General features: G+C 41.4%; 17 protein-coding genes and 1 riboswitch. Of the genes, 8 read left to right on the top strand and 9 right to left on the bottom strand.

Annotated elements, in window-relative coordinates; translation table 11 throughout:
- The first annotated feature begins 244 nt into the window (after positions 1-244).
- Both ACKI4H_RS17845 and ACKI4H_RS17840 read left to right on the top strand, forming a co-directional pair.
- Positions 245-1,060 carry an MBL fold metallo-hydrolase gene (locus tag ACKI4H_RS17845; RefSeq protein WP_407308130.1) on the top strand — a complete coding sequence of 272 codons (816 nt, stop codon included), beginning with the start codon at positions 245-247 and terminating at the stop codon, positions 1,058-1,060.
- Positions 1,060-1,638 carry a dual specificity protein phosphatase family protein gene (locus ACKI4H_RS17840; protein WP_407308128.1) on the top strand — a complete coding sequence of 193 codons (579 nt, stop codon included), beginning with the start codon at positions 1,060-1,062 and terminating at the stop codon, positions 1,636-1,638. The genes ACKI4H_RS17845 and ACKI4H_RS17840 overlap by 1 nt, the downstream gene beginning before the upstream one ends.
- A gap of 18 nt (positions 1,639-1,656) precedes the next feature.
- On the opposite strand, the gene ACKI4H_RS17835 is transcribed toward ACKI4H_RS17840, so the two are convergent.
- From ACKI4H_RS17835 to trpA, 4 genes are read right to left on the bottom strand one after another with little or no spacing between them, the layout of a single operon-like run.
- Entirely contained in the window at positions 1,657-2,697 is a 1,041-nt protein-coding gene (locus tag ACKI4H_RS17835) for an SPOR domain-containing protein (protein ID WP_407308126.1), read from the bottom strand.
- On the bottom strand, positions 2,688-3,971 hold the full coding sequence (folC, locus tag ACKI4H_RS17830) for a bifunctional tetrahydrofolate synthase/dihydrofolate synthase (RefSeq protein ID WP_407308124.1): 1,284 nt from the start codon (positions 3,969-3,971) through the stop codon (positions 2,688-2,690). Before folC ends, ACKI4H_RS17835 begins: the two co-directional genes overlap by 10 nt.
- Positions 3,968-4,864 carry an acetyl-CoA carboxylase, carboxyltransferase subunit beta gene (gene accD / locus ACKI4H_RS17825; protein ID WP_407308122.1) on the bottom strand — a complete coding sequence of 299 codons (897 nt, stop codon included), beginning with the start codon at positions 4,862-4,864 and terminating at the stop codon, positions 3,968-3,970. Before accD ends, folC begins: the two co-directional genes overlap by 4 nt.
- The gene (trpA, locus tag ACKI4H_RS17820) at positions 4,861-5,664 is read right to left on the bottom strand and encodes a tryptophan synthase subunit alpha (RefSeq protein WP_407308120.1); all 804 of its coding nucleotides are present in this window, start codon (positions 5,662-5,664) and stop codon (positions 4,861-4,863) included. The genes accD and trpA overlap by 4 nt, the downstream gene beginning before the upstream one ends.
- A gap of 364 nt (positions 5,665-6,028) precedes the next feature.
- Between trpA and ACKI4H_RS17815 the strand changes: the two genes are divergently transcribed.
- Entirely contained in the window at positions 6,029-7,360 is a 1,332-nt protein-coding gene (locus ACKI4H_RS17815) for a Na+/H+ antiporter NhaC family protein (protein ID WP_407308118.1), read from the top strand.
- Between the two features lie 43 nt (positions 7,361-7,403).
- On the opposite strand, the gene ACKI4H_RS17810 is transcribed toward ACKI4H_RS17815, so the two are convergent.
- Complete coding sequence (locus ACKI4H_RS17810; RefSeq protein ID WP_407308115.1) at positions 7,404-8,441, bottom strand: AraC family transcriptional regulator ligand-binding domain-containing protein; 1,038 nt, start codon at positions 8,439-8,441, stop codon at positions 7,404-7,406.
- Between the two features lie 134 nt (positions 8,442-8,575).
- On the opposite strand from ACKI4H_RS17810, the gene ACKI4H_RS17805 reads away from it, so the two are divergent.
- Positions 8,576-9,454 (top strand): metal-dependent hydrolase, encoded by an 879-nt coding sequence (locus ACKI4H_RS17805; RefSeq protein ID WP_407308113.1) that lies wholly within the window; start codon positions 8,576-8,578, stop codon positions 9,452-9,454.
- Positions 9,455-9,528: 74 nt separating this feature from the next.
- Here ACKI4H_RS17805 and ACKI4H_RS17800 read toward each other — a convergent pair whose 3' ends face one another.
- From ACKI4H_RS17800 to ACKI4H_RS17785, 4 genes are all read right to left on the bottom strand, one after another.
- Positions 9,529-10,521, bottom strand: coding sequence for a DUF2804 domain-containing protein (locus tag ACKI4H_RS17800; RefSeq protein ID WP_407308111.1), 993 nt, complete (start codon positions 10,519-10,521; stop codon positions 9,529-9,531).
- Between the two features lie 173 nt (positions 10,522-10,694).
- Complete coding sequence (locus ACKI4H_RS17795) at positions 10,695-11,213, bottom strand: DUF1543 domain-containing protein (protein ID WP_407308109.1); 519 nt, start codon at positions 11,211-11,213, stop codon at positions 10,695-10,697.
- Positions 11,214-11,738: 525 nt separating this feature from the next.
- Positions 11,739-12,983 carry a tryptophan synthase subunit beta gene (gene trpB / locus ACKI4H_RS17790; RefSeq protein ID WP_407308107.1) on the bottom strand — a complete coding sequence of 415 codons (1,245 nt, stop codon included), beginning with the start codon at positions 12,981-12,983 and terminating at the stop codon, positions 11,739-11,741.
- A complete protein-coding gene (locus tag ACKI4H_RS17785; protein ID WP_407308105.1) occupies positions 12,964-13,608 on the bottom strand; it encodes a phosphoribosylanthranilate isomerase in 645 nt (214 codons plus the stop codon). The genes trpB and ACKI4H_RS17785 overlap by 20 nt, the downstream gene beginning before the upstream one ends.
- A 156-nt stretch (positions 13,609-13,764) precedes the next feature.
- Positions 13,765-13,970, top strand: a riboswitch (cobalamin riboswitch).
- A 38-nt stretch (positions 13,971-14,008) separates the two neighbouring features.
- Here ACKI4H_RS17785 and ACKI4H_RS17780 point away from each other — a divergent pair.
- The 4 genes from ACKI4H_RS17780 to ACKI4H_RS17765 all read left to right on the top strand — a co-directional run bounded on the left by ACKI4H_RS17780 (position 14,009) and on the right by ACKI4H_RS17765 (position 19,000).
- Positions 14,009-15,853, top strand: a complete 1,845-nt coding sequence (locus tag ACKI4H_RS17780) for a TonB-dependent receptor plug domain-containing protein (protein ID WP_407308103.1) — start codon at positions 14,009-14,011, stop codon at positions 15,851-15,853.
- 96 nt (positions 15,854-15,949) lie between these two features.
- Positions 15,950-16,528, top strand: coding sequence for a cob(I)yrinic acid a,c-diamide adenosyltransferase (locus ACKI4H_RS17775; protein ID WP_407308101.1), 579 nt, complete (start codon positions 15,950-15,952; stop codon positions 16,526-16,528).
- A gap of 252 nt (positions 16,529-16,780) precedes the next feature.
- Complete coding sequence (locus ACKI4H_RS17770) at positions 16,781-17,497, top strand: glycerophosphodiester phosphodiesterase (protein WP_407308099.1); 717 nt, start codon at positions 16,781-16,783, stop codon at positions 17,495-17,497.
- A gap of 339 nt (positions 17,498-17,836) precedes the next feature.
- A complete protein-coding gene (locus ACKI4H_RS17765) occupies positions 17,837-19,000 on the top strand; it encodes an acyl-CoA desaturase (RefSeq protein ID WP_407308097.1) in 1,164 nt (387 codons plus the stop codon).
- Positions 19,001-19,067: the final 67 nt, after the last annotated feature.

Genomic DNA, 19,067 nt, shown 5'->3' with positions numbered 1-19,067 from the left:
ATTTATGACCTGTTGTTTTTGATCCAAAACCTGATAAGTAATATTGAACAACTTTAAGTTTGAATTCTTTCGAATATTTAGCCATAGAAAAGCACCCTCCAAATTAGACGAAGTATCCAACTTTCGGGGTGCAGATCAGATGACTGGCTTTTTTATTCTGCTAAAAATTGGATTACAAAATCAAGTTGGTGTTTATTTTGCAGTCAGTTTATAAATACGCCTAATTAACTTAAGAATAAATATTGTGATTTATAATATTCATCATTTGCACTGCGGCACCATGTGTCCCGTTTGCGGCCCCCTGTTTGGGCAAAAAAGCTTACATGCTAAAGTGGTTTGTCATTGTCTACTACTTGAAACCGATCAAGGCTTGGTACTTGTAGATACCGGATTAGGCATACAGGATTATCTTCATACCAAAGTCCGCTTAGGCAACCTAGTTTCGCGGTTAGGCCGGATAGAAAATAATTTAGAGTTGACTGCGATTGCACAAATCCAGCGCTTAGGTTTTAGTCCACAAGATGTTAGGCATATTCTTGTTTCACATCTGGATTTTGATCATGCCGGCGGGATTTCAGACTTTCCACATGCCACTGTCCATGTACTCTCGAGTGAATATAATGCAACGCAAAATTTATTCTCACTAAAAAATAAAGCACGTTATAAAACCCAACAATTCAAACAGCATCGTTACTGGAACTTCATTGAACCCGAACAAGGTGAAGCCTGGTTTAATTTGCATCAGGTACAAAGCTTCAGCTTATTTCAAGATGAAATTTTATTGATTCCGCTGTTGGGTCATAGTAAAGGGCATTGTGGGATTGCCATCAAGCAAAAGCATGGCTGGCTGTTCTTCTGTGGCGATGCCTATTACTCCCACCTGCAACTTGACCCAAAAAATAAGCTGCGAACGCTAGATAAGCTGGAGCGAATATTCGCCGAAAATAACTCAATGCGCGTAGACAATCTGGATAAAATTCAACAACTGGCACAAACGGAAAAAAATATTGAAATCATTTGTGCGCATGATCCTGTTGAATTGGCGCGTTATCTCACCTGATGAGAAGAACAGTTATTGCCCTTTTATTAAGTAGCTCAAGCTTGATGGGATGTATGAATTCGCCCGCAGTTCCACCGGAACAGCGTCCTCAACACTGGGGAACCCTGCTGAATCAAAAAGATAATTTTTATCAAGTTAGCGAGCATGTGTTTCGTAGTGAACAACCCACGGATGAACTGATTCCGCAATTAAAAGCACATGATATTGATGTGGTCATTAATTTAAGGTCAAGAAATAAGAATCTGGCTGTCCTTCCCTCCACAGATTTTAAATTGGTTCATGTACCCATTCATACCTGGGCCATGTCCCGTGAAGATTTATTGCAGGTCATGCAACAGATTCAGCAAGCCAAAGCCTTAAATCAAAAGGTTCTGATTCATTGTTATCACGGTTCAGACCGGACTGGTGCAAGTGTAGCCATGTACCGGATTATTTTTGAAAACTGGAAAATTGAAGATGCACTAAATGAAATGAAACACGGTGGTTACGGTTTTCATCCGGTTTGGATTCATATTGAAAAAATATTCAGCCCTGAAAATGTAAAATGGATTCAACAGCAACTGTCGAATCCATCTTAGTTTTAGCTTAAGCTAAATTTAACGCTTATCGAGTGGTACCCATTCAATCACCCAAGCCGATTTCATATTTAGGCTCGCATCATTATTGATTTTCTTGCGCGCCGCATCTGCAGCATCTCGGTTTTTCGATGGCCCAACCATAATTCGAACACCTTTCGATGTTGGACTCTTGGTGACCTTGTAGCCTTTAGCGCGCAACTTGGATGCAACGGCGTCTGCATTGGCTTCATTGGCTGCCAAAGCCACTTGCACCATCCACTGTTTGTCGCCATTTTCCAACAGATCACGTGCTTTTTCAGCCTCTGCCTGTTTAGCCGCTTCAGCTTTTTTCTTGGCTTCTGCTTCATGCTTGGCTTGTGCTTTTTTCTTTTCTGCTAGTGCTTTCTGTTCAGCTTCATTCTTTTCAGCCGCTTTACGTTTTGCTTCAACATCATGTCTGGCTTTTTCTTCAGCCGCTTTTTTCTCTGTTGCTTTCTTTTCAGCCACTTTCATATCGGCTAATTTTTTATCAGCTTCGGCTTTACGTTTATCTTCAACTGCTTTCTTATCAGCATCAGTTCGCTGTTGTTGAGCTTTCTGCTGATCTAACTTTTTTTGCGTAAGCAGTTTTTCATCAGCTAAACGCTTTTGCTGAACCTTTTCATCTTCCACCAGTTCAGGCGGAATATTATCCGAGCTTTGCTGTACGCCAGCACGATGGGCATTTAAAGCCGCATATTCTTCTGCTGCTTTACGTGCTGCCTCTGCTTCGGCCTGTTGCTGCATCACTAAAAACTCAGCTGCACGAGCTTCTTGTTCTGCAACCGCTTTTTCCCGCGCACGGCGTTGCTCTTCAAGCAAACGCTTTTCTGTTTCCACATCGACCGTTAAAGCCTGCAGCTGAACCATTTCGCCTTCGCTAACAGGCTTTTGCTGCGTGACTTGAGCTGCAAGCTCTGGGGTTTTTAGTTCGTTTTGATATATTTCTTCTTTGCCTTTCAGGAGCAATGCTGCCAATAAAACACCACCACCTAATAAAACAACGCCACCCATCCAGCGTTGTTTGCTATTCATTGACATTCTTCCAAATACTCCCACACCGCTTCTAAGGTATGAAATGAACCACATACCAAGATCAGCTGATTATTTTTAGTTTCATTCAGCGCTGATTTAAAAGCCAATTGAACACTTTCGAAATGCTGTACTGTTTCACCCTGTAACGCTTCATCGAGCTGTTCGATTGCAGCGGCTCGCGGAACCGTTAACGGTGAAATTTTCCATGTTAAAACAGTATCTTTCAACAACTCTGCGACAGAATTGATGTCTTTATCTGCCAACATGGAAAAAACACTGATCACTTCTGTGTACTGTTTATTGTATTCCAGAAATTTTCGCAACTGATTTAACAAAAATTCTACGCCGTGGGGATTATGCCCGGCATCAAAGATCACCGTTTTACCCTGAATCTGGCGAATTTCAAAGCGACCTTGCAGGCGTGCCTGTCGAATGCCTTGCGCGATGGCTTCTTGAGTCACCGTTAAGCCACTGACCAAAATTGCAGCCACAGCCGTGGAAATATTTTCCAGTGCCAAAGCACCTGTCGGTAGTTTTAAAGTCGTGCCTGAAGAGGCAAACATCCAAGACTGAGCATCGTCAGTATATTGATAGAAATAATCACGATCAGCCACGTATAAGATCGCATTGCATTCATCAACCTTATTTTGAATGGCTAATGGCAAAGTTTGTATACCCGCAAAAATTACAGGAATATTCGGACGAATAATCCCGGCTTTTTCAAAGGCAATTTTTTCAATGGTGTCGCCCAGCCAATCGGTATGGTCTAAACCAATATTAGTAATCACAGCAACATCAGGATCAATCACATTAACTACATCGAGACGACCACCGAGTCCGACTTCCAGCACCCAGACATCACATTGCTTGGTTTTAAAAATAACAAAGGCTGCCAGTGTAGTAGCTTCAAAGAAAGAAAGACTAAGATCACAATCACGACGAGCCTGATCCACTTGCACAAACGCATCTACTAAAGTCTGGTCATCCACTTCAATGCCCGACAATTTCACTCGTTCATTGAAACGGTAAATATGCGGAGATTGATACAATCCAACTTTATAGCCCGGCACATTTAAAATGGCCGCCAGAGTGGTTGTGGTGGAGCCTTTACCATTGGTTCCCGCTACGGTCAGAACTTTTGCCTGTGGACGTGTCACACCCAGCTTTTCAGCCACTGGAATGACGCGTTCCAGACCTAAATCAATCCCCGTAACGTGAACATGGCTCCAATAATCGAGCCATGTGTTTAAAGAATCTGTTGCAAGTGGTGCTGTGTTCAAGGCAAATTCATCAGTTTCGCGACAATACGATATACAGTATCACGTAATGCGTGACGATGAACAATTTGATCGATTACACCATGATCAAGCAAATATTCTGCACGCTGGAATGGTTCTTCCAGTTTTTCACGTACGGTTTGCTCAATCACGCGTTTACCCGCAAAACCAATCATGGCTTTAGGTTCAGCAATATGGACATCACCCAGCATTGCAAGTGAAGCGGTTACGCCACCATAAACCGGATGGGTCAATACTACCACATACGGCAAACCAGCATCTTTCATGCGTTGAATCGCTGCTGCAGTACGGGCCATTTGCATCAGTGACAACATGCCTTCCTGCATACGTGCACCACCAGATGCCGCGAAGCAGACTAAAGGTTGTTTCTCTTTAATGGCACGTTCAGCGGCTTGCACAAAACGGTCACCCACCACAGTGCCCATTGATCCGCCCATAAAGTCGAATTCAAATGCACATGCGATTAAAGGAATGCCTTTCAGTAAACCTTGCATCACCACTAAGGCTTCAGTTTCACCGGTTTTCTTTTGCGCTTCAGACATACGGTCCGGGTAGGCCTTGCTGTCGACAAATTTCAGTGGATCTTTGGCAACAAATTCCTGACCCAGTTCATTTTGAACCTGATCGAAGAACCAGTTTAAACGGTCGCGTGCTTTCATACGCAAATGTTCGTCACACTGCGGACAAACATAAGCATTAAAGGACATCGCTGTACGTGTAACCAGTGCGTGACACTCAGGGCACTCAATGGTTGGCTCTGTAAAGGTTGCTTTGAGTACGGTTTGCTCATCGGGGGTGTGAATACCCGGAACATGACGTTCCGTCCACGGCGTCGCTGGGCTAAGTATTTGGCCTGCTTTCACTTCTTGATTCATACTAACTCATCGAGCGCAGCTCGAAGCTCCTTGACTTTATTAACCGTTTCAACAACAGCTTGTTCTGGCGCCAGGTTGGCAAATTGTTTGACAAAAGCACTGCCCACAATAACCGCATCAGCCGCCACACCCATTGCTTTCGCAGAGGCCGCATCGCTAATACCAAAACCCACACCAACAGGAATATCAGTCACAGCTTTAATTTTCTGGATACGGGCTGCCGCTTCAGCTACATCTAACGTTGCTGCACCGGTTACCCCTTTCAAGGACACATAATAGATAAAGCCGCTGGCTTGTTTTGCCACATGCTGAATGCGTTGATCAGTAGAGGTAGGTGCAAGCAGGAAAATTTGATCCATGTCGAATTTTTTCAACACGTCACCCAGATTTTTTGCTTCTTCAGGCGGTAAATCTACCAGCAGTACGCCATCTACACCGCATTCATTCGCATAGGATACAAATTTTTCATAACCAATCACTTCGACCGGGTTTAAATAACCCATCAAAACCACGGGTGTTTCTGTATCTTTCTGGCGGAACTCTTTCACCATGTTCAAAGCATCCAGGGTATTGGTTCCACCAGCCAATGCACGTTCTGCTGCAAGGGCAATCACAGGACCATCTGCCATAGGGTCTGAAAATGGAAGACCAAGTTCAATCACATCTACCCCTGCCTCAACCATTTGATGCAACAATGGAACAGTTACTTCTGGATGAGGGTCACCAGCCATTACATAAGAAACTAGCGCTTTACGCTGCTGAGATTTAAGCTGTCCAAAACGAGTGGCTAAACGTGACATAAGGTTATGCTTTCCTTGAATTATTTAAAAACTGAGGAGTTGGCTTTGTAGAAATACAAGACAACGCATTGTAACGCTATTTTTTACTCATTGAATAGAGTTCAAACATTTCACGCTACATTCGACTGACAATCTCATTTTTTCAGAACAATCCGAGTACACCATTTACTGATATTTACGATTTTTTCTCAATGATCAAAGATGCCTAATTTTGCTATTTAAAAAAATATCCAATGTTAAGATAAACTTATTTTTATTAGTAAAAAAATGATAAAAATAATTGAGTTAGCTTTTACATTTAATGTTTTATCTAATAGCAAAACCTGCACTATACTAAGCATGATTTTCATTTTTCTTATTTTATATGACTCCCGAATCCCAAGGTAAAGTGCACGCGCGCGCGCTGGCATTACTGCCTCTCATTGTATTTTTAGCCATTTTTTTAGGCAGTGGTATCTATCATTCCATCATTGGTACCGAGTTTGCTTTTTATCAGGTTAAAGCGCCTGTGGCGGCTCTACCGGCCATTATTCTTGCCGTACTGCTTTACCGTGGAAAATTAAATTCAGCCATTGATGCCTTTTTAAAAGGTGCCAGTCATCCTAATTTAATTCTGATGTTTATGGTGTTTATGCTGGCCGGGGCATTCGCTAGTACCACAAGTGCCATTGGCAGTGTTGATGCGACGGTGCAATTAGGTCTTTCGATTATCCCTCCCTCTTTTGTACTTCCGATGCTATTTGTTATTTCAGCATTTATCGCAACAGCAATGGGAACGTCCATGGGTACCATTGCTGCCTGTGCGCCTATTGCCTTTGGTTTTTCTCAGGTCACCAATATTGAAGCCGTCTATGCTATCGGTGCGGTGGTTGGTGGTGCCATGTTTGGTGACAATTTGTCAATGATTTCAGACACCACCATTGCCGCAACCAGCAGTCAAAAAGTTCAGCTACGCGATAAATTCAAAGTTAACGTATGGATTGCAGTTCCTGCAGCAGTTCTCAGTATCTTGATTTATGCTTTTATTAGCCATGATTCACAAACCATTGCATACAAAACTTATGACCTGTGGTTGATCTTGCCGTATGTGGCTGTATTCTTTCTGGCTTTTTCGCGTTTGCATGTACTGGCAGTTTTAACTATTGGCGTTATGCTTTCAGGCCTGACTGGGATCATGGTCAGCCCTGATTTCGGTGTTTCAAAATTAAACAATACGATTTATGACGGTTTTGTAGGGATGTTTGAGGTTGCGCTACTTTCGATGTTCTTGGGTGGTCTGTCTGCCATTATGCAAAAAGAAGGCGGACTACAATGGCTCATCGAACGTATTTACAGCATTACCCGCTTATTTAAAGTTGGACGCCAACGTGCAGGTGAATTAGGTCTAAGTTTTCTGGTGATATTCGCCAATTTATTTGTTGCCAACAATACTGTTGCAATTATTTTGTCTGGTGATATGGCACGTGAAGTGGCTAAAGAATATGGTGTAGAACCAAAACGTGCGGCTGCATTACTGGATATTTTTTCCTGTGTGGTTCAAGGCATTATTCCTTACGGTGCGCAATTACTCCTCGCCTGCTCGATTGCAAAAATGTCACCTATCGAGCTTATCGGTAATATTTACTATTGCTGGGTATTGGCAATCATGGCGATCTTGGCCATCACATTTCGCTTCCCTCGTTTTAAAACCGCTTAATATCAATCCTTATTTCAAAAGCATCCCAAAGGGATCGCTTTTTTTATGGCTTAGGTGGTATTTTGAACTGCTGTTTTTTTTGTAATAAGGTTTGACCGCTATAGGCCTTATAGGCACGTGCCAAAGCAGACTGATCTGAATAGCCCAATTGCATGGCGATATCTGTCAGGGACATATCTTGCTGCAATAATTGTTCACAGCGTTTCATTCGCTCCGCCTCAACAATCTTTTTAAAAGATGAATCGAGGTCATTCAATTGCCGCTGCAGTGTCCGTGCAGAGACATGCAATTCATTCGCAATCTGCTCGATTTTGGGCACACTATTTTTCTGGCGTAAATATTCAGCCACTCGCATATAAATGTGCTGATCTAAACTTCCATAATGGGACTTGGAAGCAATTGCCTCTTCTGCCTGGCGCAACAAAAGTTGCATTAAAGAAGGATCAGCCAGTTCCGATTTTGAATCCAGATTGTCCGAACTAATCACAAAAGAATATTGGACATGACCGAAACTGACCTCACAACCGAAAAACTTTTCATAATGATAGCGCGCCATCTGTGGTGCATGTGCAAACTGCATACTCAGCAATTGCAATGATGCGGGGAAAATTTGCTTGGCCAAATGTGCCATACATGCTGAAGTCAGCTCATTAATCATCATATATCGGGTATCCTGGAGCGGCCAAGAGAGATGAATTTCTTTAGTCTGATGCAGCAATTGCATAGGAATAACTGCTTCGCCATCAATCACCAGACGGCTAAAGCGAATAATATTGTGCAAAGCTTCGGCCACGCTATTACTCCGTGAAACCATATAACCCAATACACCAAAATGTTCAGGACGGATCAACCGAGCCATTTCCAAAACCAGTTGCGGGCAATGAGCGTGTTGACGGGTAAGCTCCACCACCTCAAGAAAAAATGAATAGGTCGATTGCGAATCGATCGGCAAGGACAACACATAACGCAATTGGGTTTGATGCTGTTCCAGAAACGGCAAGGTAAAAATGTCCATTCCTTGCTGCAGCAAATACATATTCAGCAGCTGAAAATAACCATTGGGAATCTGCAGTTCTTGCACAATTTATCCTTGTTTTTTGACATTTTATATTTTCACTTTGGCGTAAAATGTATAAAAAATGGCAAGTCCTGTCAAAACAAAATTGAAAAATCCCTTCATACTGTAGTTATCCAAGGCGATTTAAGTAAAATAAAATGAATGCCATTGCCCAATATCAAGTCGAACCTGTGGTTCGCAGCAATCTTGACTTTAAACTGAATGAAGTGCCACGTTTTTGGTTCGCAGGTGATCCCTTTATCACCCGTATGTTCGATGCGCTCAGCCTGACTTTTCCAGATGGTGAACGTTACTTTATTCAGTCAGTACGCTTGTTCCGCGACCAGATTACCGATCCTGACCTGAAACGTCGTGTGGCTGATTTTATTCGTCAGGAAGCGCAGCACGGCATCGCACATGACAAAATGAATCAGGTCATGAAAGAACAAGGTATGCCAGTCGACCAATTTATTCAGCGTTTAAACAAAATTTTTAAATTTGAACTGGAAAAACGTTCTCCTCAATACAATATTGCCATGACGGCTGCCGCTGAACACTTAACTGCGCTGATGGCAGAAACATTCTATGGCCATAAAGACACCTTGCGAGATGCCCATCCTTATGTCCGTGCCCTGCTTGCATGGCATGCAATTGAAGAAATGGAACACCGTGATGTGGCGTTTGACGTGATGAAACAGGTAGGAAACGTGCCTGAAAGTACCCGCAAATTCACCTTGGCATGGACCACAGTATTAATGTTTGGCTTTACCATTTACCGCGCCAATGTGATGTTAAAGTATGATGGCTTTACACCCGTGCAACGCCTGCAAATGAACATTCGCGGCCTACCGTGGTTTTTTGGTAAAAATGGGATGCTCACCAAAATGAACAAGCCATATCGCGAATGGTTCAAAAAAGATTTCCACCCAAGCCAACATCCTGTGATTGCCCAATATGATGTCTGGGTAAAAACCCTAGAAGAAACAGGCGATCCAATTCAGGCTGGAGAAGCTTTCTGGCAGGCAGCCAAAGACTAAATTTTATATTTATTCCGTTTAGACTCATCAAGTCCAGATAAATCTAGACTTGGTTTTTATCATTTTGCAATGTATTACCACTTGGCATAATGCTGTTCGAGCAAGCCATATTCATTCAGCAAGATGATTTCCTGATCATCTTGCTGAATGGTGCCGCTAATTTTGGCTTGCCATTGGCTAAATTGACTACCAACCAGCCTTAAATTCAGGTTTTCATAGCGTCGCCAACCGGTTTTTACATCCAAGTTTAGCTTTTCATCCAGGGAGCGAATAGTCCAATGCTCATCCCCCTGCTGCTGAAATAAAATGTCGCTTAATGGATATAAAATGCCATTAATCCATAGGCAGTTTTCGTTGCCAAAGCTTTCATTCACACCCGATGCCAGATTCAATCCGATACGATTATTTTGCGAATCCCAAAAATTACAGGATAACCAGAACCAGGCTGTTTCAGGACGTAAAAAACCACAGGTATCATCGAGTGAAGCAAAGGTTTTTTCATGAAACTGTATGGTTTGACCCTGCTTATTTATAAAGAAACCTTCACAGCCCAAAGTTGTAAGTTTTTGGGTGTAAGTCCAACCATTAATCCCTGTCGGGCTACACATGCTTAAAGGATCTGTACCTGCACAAAAAATTCGTGCGCTTAACTTGATTTCACCATGTTTAGTCACATGGATATAACGCACACCATTGGCATGTTGAATATCTATTTGAAAAGGTGACTTGGAGAAAAAACTCTGGTTATAAAGTGGCTGCTCATCAACGACGGTATGCCGCGAGAAAAAGTTAATTGCATTCCACTCTAAAACCTCAGAACGCTGATGATCATAAATATAGAAAAAACCATGCCCTGCCCATGCGATATCGGCTATGGCCAGACCAATGGTGTAATGTTCATGTTGAATACAGCAAAATTTAAATTTCTTATATTTTAACCGTTTACGCCAGCCTTTTAAGACTTCCCCATAAGGCGTCTTATACTGGTATTTATTTAAATCGATGGTCTTTGGGAGAGTACTAAAACGTCCATAATGCGGTTGTCCATTTGATTGAATCAAATCCATTTATCAAATTCCATCTAGCTAAGAGATCACAAATCCTTAACCTTATTATGCCCATATAAATTTAACTTAAAAGTATCAACACCCTTCTTTTCGTCGAAAATATATAAAAAGATATATTATTCCCAGATGTTTAATATTTTATAAATATAATTTATTAATCAAATAGATATGAATTAGTTTCCAGATAGGATCAAGTAAGTATTTTCCCAGTGATTTCCACTAAATCCACCTTGCACCAATTGCACATAACGACCATGTACTTGATCGATCGCAATACAGTCATCTACATCCAGCACACGGTCTGTATGCTGTTTTTGCCAATGCTGGGCAAAGTAAGCTTTACCGCGCTGTTTTGCCACCATGGCATTTTGTGCCACTACTAAAATATAGCGATGCAACTCACCAAACTCACGGGCATCATAACCACCCAGATTAATTAAAAACAGCTTTTGTTCAGATGGATTCGGCTGTGCGTTACTGAATTGGATTTGATATTTTTCACCCTCAAATTCCACGCCATTAATTTGTGCCCAAGCATCAATATGCAAGCCTTCTTGCTCACCAAACCATGCATTTTTGAGTTGGGAATAGGTGTCTTCTAATGTTTCACCAACGGCGAGGACAACATCATGCACTTCCGTATTGGCACGAGCATGGCGACCACCGAGCATGACGATAAATAAGCTGGGCATAACATCCCCTAAAATAATCTAATTGAAAGTTCTATTTGATACACGCGAATGTCATTCACAATTGTTCGAGTCAGACCTTATCTGCTAAAAATGTTTCTGCGAAACATTGTTTCTATGAAAGTACATGACGAGTTTTGCGATGAGGTGTACTGAACCTTAAGATGCCTTTCTTGCGAACTCAAAATATATTTTTAGGTTCTCATTTGGGCTTATCCAAAGTAACAGTCCGAACTCCTTCTCCTTGAGGTTCAAACAGTAAGATTCCGTATAGATAAAGAACAAACCTTCATAACCACGACCACTAATTTGACTAGAGTTTTCATTCGTAGGTAGTAGATTACTTTTGTTTCAGCAAAAGTAACAAAACCATCTTGTTGAGCAGACATTACATCCATGTCGCTTTCGCCTTATTCATGTTTTGGATAAACTTCTATTTTAAAAAAATCGTGCTGAGCTTTCACCCAACACGATTCTATAACTCACCCTCTCCAACCATCTCCCATAGGAAGAAGCTTATAGAAGAAGTTACATTTCAACCATTTCCACGCCATCAATACGCGCAACTGTCATTAGATCTTTATCACCACGACCTGAAACAGTTGCAATAATAATTTGGTCTTTATCCATCGTTGGCGCAAGTTTAGATACATAAGCCATGGCATGTGCACTTTCAAGCGCTGGAATAATCCCTTCGATTTGAGTCAAATCACGGAAACCTTGCAGCGCTTCCTGGTCATTAATTGGCACATATTTCACGCGATCCATATCTTTTAAGAAACTGTGTTCAGGACCCACACCCGGATAATCCAGACCGGCTGAAATTGAATGTGTTTCAATGATCTGACCTTGCTCATCCGACATCAAATAAGTACGGTTACCATGTAGCACACCGACATGACCTGCATTTAGCGGCGCAGAGTGTTTACCGGTTTCAATACCATGACCTGCGGCTTCAACACCATACATTTTCACATCTTCATCGTTCAGGAACGGATAGAACAAGCCCATCGCATTAGAACCACCACCGACACATGCAACCAGTGCATCAGGCAAACGCCCTGCTTGCTCCTGAATCTGTTTACGTGCTTCACGACCAATAATCGACTGGAAATCACGAACCAGTTGCGGATATGGGTGTGGACCAGCCACAGTACCAATCACATAATAAGTTGAATCAACATTGGTCACCCAGTCTCGCATCGCTTCGTTCATGGCATCTTTCAATGTTTTTGAACCACTTTGCACAGGCACAACCGTCGCGCCCAATAAACGCATACGGTATACGTTCATGGCTTGACGTTTAACATCGTCTGCACCCATGAATACCACACATTCAAGTCCTAAACGTGCAGCGATCGTAGCTGTTGCTACACCATGCTGACCTGCGCCAGTTTCTGCAATAATCCGTTTTTTACCTGAAAGTTTAGCTAGTAATGCCTGACCAATGGTGTTATTGATTTTGTGCGAACCGGTATGATTCAGGTCCTCACGTTTTAAGTAAATTTGTGCACCGCCTAACTCTTTAGACCATCGTTCAGCATGATAAAGTGGACTAGGACGACCTACATAGTAGGCTAAATCACGGTCGAATTCTGCCAGAAACTGTGCATCATTTTTCATGCGGAAATAGAGCTTTTCTAAATCCTCCAATGCTGCCATCAGTGTTTCTGACACAAAACGTCCGCCATGGATACCGAAATGCCCACGCTCATCGGGGAATTGGGTATAGTCAGTCACCTGATCTTTCTGATTAACAGTTTGCTGATCCACGCTGGACTCCTTGCATAAAGTGTTCAATGAGTTGTTGGTCTTTTATACCTTTAGCGGATTCTACGCCTCCGCTGACATCTACTGCATAAGCCCTAGTCGTCTTTATAGCGTCTTCAATATTTTCAGGCTTTAAACCACCTGCCAAAATTAAAGGAACATTCAGTGTGGGGAACTGTGACCAGTCAAAGCTGTGCCCTGTTCCACCTTTTAGCTCGGGATGCCAGGCGTCTAATAATACTGCGCTTGCACCTGCATGTTGATAGCTTTTTATAGTATTAATGACATCTAGCTTAGGTTTAACCTGAATGGCTTTATACCAACGGCGTTTGGTTTGTGCTGCAAGCTGCTGGCATTGCTCTGCAGTTTCATCACCATGGAACTGCAATATATCCAAAGGTACTTCTTCCAGAACCTGAGAAATTCCATCAAATGTTGCATTCACGAATAAACCCACAATTTGTACATAAGCAGGAATATGCGTTGCTAATTCTTTCGCTTGTTCGATGGTTACACTTCTTGGACTGGATGCATAGAATACAAATCCAATCGCATCCACGCCTGCATTCACAGCAGAATGTATATCTTCTATTCGTGTTATTCCGCAAATCTTGGCACGGGTTCGCATACACTTCGCTCTAATTCTTTGGCTTAAACTTTGCCCGACTTATAGTCAGTCTATAAATATGGGGGCAAATCATTGTAATGCAATTTTAAAAGCTTGAGTAAAGTTCATCCGGAATAATATTGACATAGATTGTCTAATGTAGACACAAACCTTATACTGCGCGCAATTGCAACGAGTCCAAGCTCAGGCTTTAGGGAAGTTGGTGAGAATCCGACACTGCCCCCGCAACGGTAAAATGAACAACATATCTTTATAAGCTCTCACTTACACCACTGCAGAAATGTGGGAAGGTGGATATGCCAATATTGAATATCAATATTTATATTTAAGTCCGGATACCTGCTTGTTGCGCCCTCAAACTCAATCATTCACGGGGGGTGAATGTATGGAGCGTAAAAACATGTCTACTCTTTTTCAACCTACTGCACTCGTAGGCGCGATCACTATTGCAATGGGTTTTTCAACTGGTGTTTCTGCAAATGAAACGCCTGCCAAAACTGCAGTAAATTCAGCTTTAGAAACTTTGATTGTTACAGCCACGCGTTCTGAAGAAAAAATTGAAAATGTACCTGCGCGTATTTCAATTATTGAGCCTCATCTTGTTGAGCAATCCCCTATCGCCTCTTTTCCCGACCTGCTAAAACACGATGCTGCGATTAACATGGTACAAAATGGTGGAATGGGACAACTTGCAGATATGTATTTACGTGGTACGGAATCTGACCATACTCTGATATTACGTGATGGTATTCGACTGAATAACCCCTCATCTGGTACAGCCAATTTAGCCTTTATTGATACAACCGATATTAAACAGATTGAAGTACTGAAAGGTCCGGCATCTGTACTTTATGGCACAGATGCAATTGGTGGTGTGGTGCAGCTGGTTTCCAACAAACCTGAGAAAAACAGTGCATTTATGACAGGTGAAATGGGCGAACACCAAACCTATAAATCGGTTATTGGCGCAGATTTATTTGAAGATGGCTTTTATGCCCAGATTCGTGGACAACGCCTAGAATCTGATGCAACCAAAATCACCAACCAAAAAACGGGTAGCGCTGAAACAGCCTCATTTGACCAAAAGGGTTATAGCGCCAAAGTGGGCGTAGAAAAACAGCAACTTGCTGCATCTATAGATTACAGTACAAATAAAGGTACAAGTTTATATGATGCCTATGCATTTGACGGCAGCTTGCTTAAACAGGATTTTGAAAATGAAATTGTCAATTTACGCGGTCGCGTTAACGTTTCAGAAAATATTGAACTGAATGGACGAGTATCTCAATTCAAAGATCAGGTCGATCAAAAAGATTCGACTGATTTTGTGCATAGCACAACACAAGAAGCTGAACTTTACGGCAAATGGAACTTTAAACCTCAGCACAGCCTTCTTACAGGTGTAACGCACCGTAAGCTTGATGGAGATATTTTATCCTATGGGACACCTTATAATGAAGATGTCGATTCCACTGGATATTATGTGCAACATCAATTTAATGGTGAAAAGCTGAATACTCAAGCCGGCATACGCGTAGAAGACAATGAAAAGTATGGTACCCATACTGTAGGGCAAGTTGCGGCGCGCTATCAGATCGTTCCCTCTACCAGTCTTTATGCCAATATTGGAACAGCGTTTAAATCACCAACTTTAAATGAACTCTACAACGCATGGAACGGCAATCCAGATCTTGCCCCAGAAGAAAGTATTTCTTATGAAGCAGGTTTCGACCAACTTTTACCTTTCGGCTTTAAAACAGGTTTATCAGCCTATTACACGGAAGTTGAAGACCTGATAGCATCAGAAAACTACGGTCCACTGGATAATATTGATAAAGCAACCTATCAAGGTGGCGAATTATATCTAGCTTGGCAACAAAATGATTTATTTGCCAAAGCCACTTATAGTTATGTGAAACCCGAAAACGGTGAAACTCACCAAGATTTAGGCCGTCGCCCTCGTCAAGGCTTAACTTTAACGACGGGTATCCAAAATGAAATATATGGTCTTAGTACCTCTTTAATTGCTAAGTCTCACTCAAAAGATTGGGACAAAAATTACCAGAATCCCGGTTATGCAACTATAGATGTGAATGCATATTGGAATATAAATCCGAATGTTAAATTGTTTACCAATATTCAAAATATTGGCGATGTAGAATATAAAGCATCTTATCAGGATCAAGGCTACTACTATGTAAATGGTGGCCGCTTAGCTTCTGCCGGTGTAACGTTCAAATACTAATTCCAGCCAAGTTTAAGTAAATACTTTTGAGGATAATGTCATGCCTATGGCATTATCCTTTTTAAATTGAAATATCTAAAAATGAAGGACATACCTATGGGCCACCGTTTAAGTAAAATTTATACCCGTACAGGCGATTCAGGCACAACCGGACTAGGTGACGGTTCTCGTGTAGCCAAAGATGACTTGCGTATTGCCGCCTTAGGTGACGTTGATGAACTGAACTCTTGCATCGGAATCTTACGTTCACAAATTGCAGTCAGCTCAATTGAAGATAAAGCGACTTGGGATAAATCACTTAGCCTGATTCAACATTGGCTGTTCGACTTGGGGGGTGAAGTCTGCATTCCAAACTACAATATGGTGTTACCTGTTTCAGTTGAATTTCTGGAAAATGAAATTGACCTTATGAATGAAGCCTTACCCATGCTGAAAGACTTTATTTTACCTGCAGGCACACTTGCATGCAGCTATGCACATCAAGCACGTGCCGTATGTCGCCGTGCTGAACGTAGCCTGTTGACCGTACAGGGCCGCGATCAAAATATTCAGGCAACTTCCCTGCAACTATTAAACCGTCTGTCAGACTGGTTATTTGTTGCATCGCGTACTTTGCAACGTGCTGAAGGCGGATCTGAGGTACTTTGGCAAAAAAATATTAATGAAACGATTTAAACTCAATGCAACTGATTTTTGATTGAAGTCACGGTCTTTGCTTCATGATAAGTACCATTCACAACCTGACTGAAATTTGATACATAAAGTTTCTGCGAAACAGTGAATAAATTGCTACTGTTAAACAGGTTTTGCGAATGGTAAAGTTTTTGCTCACTTTTTTAAAAAGTGAAACAATGAGCTCCTCAAATTGGATGAATAAACGGTAAGACACCGTTATGAAAATATAAAATTTCCATAAAAGGATCAAAGATGCGAATCATCGGACATCGTGGTGCACGAGGAGAAGCTCCTGAAAACACTTTGGGTGGCTTTCAATACATTCATGACCTCGGCATTCGAGCAGTTGAGTTTGATGTCCGTCAGCTTAAAGATAATGAACTTATCATCATGCATGATGACAATTTCTTACGTACTACAGGGCAGAATAAGAATATATATGAATGTTCGAGTTCTGAACTACAACCCTATAACCAAGCCTCTTTCTGGCCGGACTGGAACAATATAGAAGTTACACCGACCTTGCAACATGCCCTTAAAGTCATGCAGGACTTTGAACATATTGAAGTTGAAGTCAAAGCGGTTGCCACCTTGGCTGAAGCTGAAAAACTGGTTTTAGAATTACAAAAACAATTACATGGTTTTGAACAAACTGCCGTGATCACCAGTTTCGATGTAAAAATTCATCAGGCTTTAAAACAGCAGCGCTCCATTTTTAAACGCGGTTTACTGGTTGAAGAAGATATCAAAGAACATGCCATCGAGCAGGCTTTAGAACTAGGTTGCTGCCAAATTGGCTGGATGAATACACTGGCAACAGATAAAATCATTCAAGCCACCCAACACGCCCATTTAAATATCAGTATTTGGACTGTGAATGATCTTGAACGCGCCAGACATCTGCAAAGCTTAGGCATTGACGGATTGATTACTGATTTTCCTAAAATGATGTTACAACACTTTAAATGATATAAAAGATAGGCAGAGAGCATCCTTAATCTGCTAAAAAAAGATAAACAAATTTAATAATTTCAGACAGAACAACTGTTTATTCTCTTGTCTAAATATTTGGTTTTAATTCCTATCGTCAATCTATAAATAAGATGTGTAAACCTTCGATAAAATCAATCAACATAAACCAGTATTCTGTTACTGTTTAGTACAATACGATTGTAGAATAATACTAGTGAAGATTTGATCACTCATGCTAGTATTGAAACAATCTTAATCCTTATAAACTATATTGAATTAAGAAATCATTTATACCTTACCTTTACCTTTTAAAAGGTTCTAGGAGTGCTGTTGGAGATGAATGCTCCCCTACCCAAAGCCCCAATTAACTGGATTGCAGTGTTCGCACTGGTACTTTTACCCATTGTGGCTGTAATCGCTATCCCTCTATATGCTTATCATCATGATTTTAGCTTAGGCGCATGGATCAGCTTATTTGTACTACTTGGTGTGAGTAGTTTAGGGATTACTGCGGGTTATCACCGCTTATGGGCACATCGTGCTTATGAAGCAACCTTGCCATTAAAAATTATTTTAATGCTTATGGGTACTTTTGCCGTTCAAAATAGTATTTTGTTCTGGGCTTCAGGTCACCGTACCCATCACCGTCATGTTGATGATATCGAACAAGACCCATATTCAATTAATAACGGCTTTTGGTATGCACATATTGGATGGATGCTTCGCAACTATCCAGCAGCAGAAGCAAACTATAAAAATGCACCCGATTTGTTAAATGACAAAGTGGTGATGTTTCAGGATAAATATTACATTCCTCTGGTTATTGCTGTACATGCTGTGATTCTCACTACTGTGGGTTGGGCTGTTGGTGATATGTGGGGCGTATTGTTATTAGGTGGTTTACTGCGCCTGATTTTGAGTCATCACGTTACTTTCTTCATTAACTCACTCTGCCATATGTGGGGCAAACGTCCATATACGGACGAAAATACTGCACGTGACAATTTCGTTCTAGCGATTGCAACTTGGGGTGAGGGTTATCATAACTACCATCACATCTTCCAGTATGACTACCGAAATGGCGTGAAATGGTGGCAATATGATCCAACAAAATGGCTGATCTGGTCATGCTCAAAACTTGGTTTAGCAAAGAACTTACGTCGTATTCCAAGCTTTAATATTAAAAAAGCAGAATTGGCAATGCGCTTTAAATATGCTGAACAGGATTTGGCTGTTTATGGCCATAATGTCAACGAAGATATGGCGACTGCAAAACTCCGTATTGCACAAGAGTATGAAGCGTTTACCCAAACATTAAATGATTGGGCAAAGCTGAAAGAACAAGAGATTCAAGCAAAAAAAGCGTCTGTTGCTGAAAAGATTCACCAAATCGACAGCAAACTTAAAATTGATTTTCAATTGGTTGAACAACGTCTTTCACATCATCGCAATACCTTAAATATCTTGATGCGTACCATTAAAAAGAATCCCGTTTCTTAATAATAAAGTTTGATTCAATATAAAGCCCCACTCTTGGGGCTTTATTTATTTTGGTCGTTTAAATTTG

The sequence above is a fragment of the Acinetobacter sp. genome (assembly GCF_045628685.1).
Classification (GTDB): Bacteria; Pseudomonadota; Gammaproteobacteria; order Pseudomonadales; family Moraxellaceae; genus Acinetobacter.
Note: the sequence above shows the minus strand (reverse complement) of the source record. Positions and strands in the feature narration are given on the sequence as shown.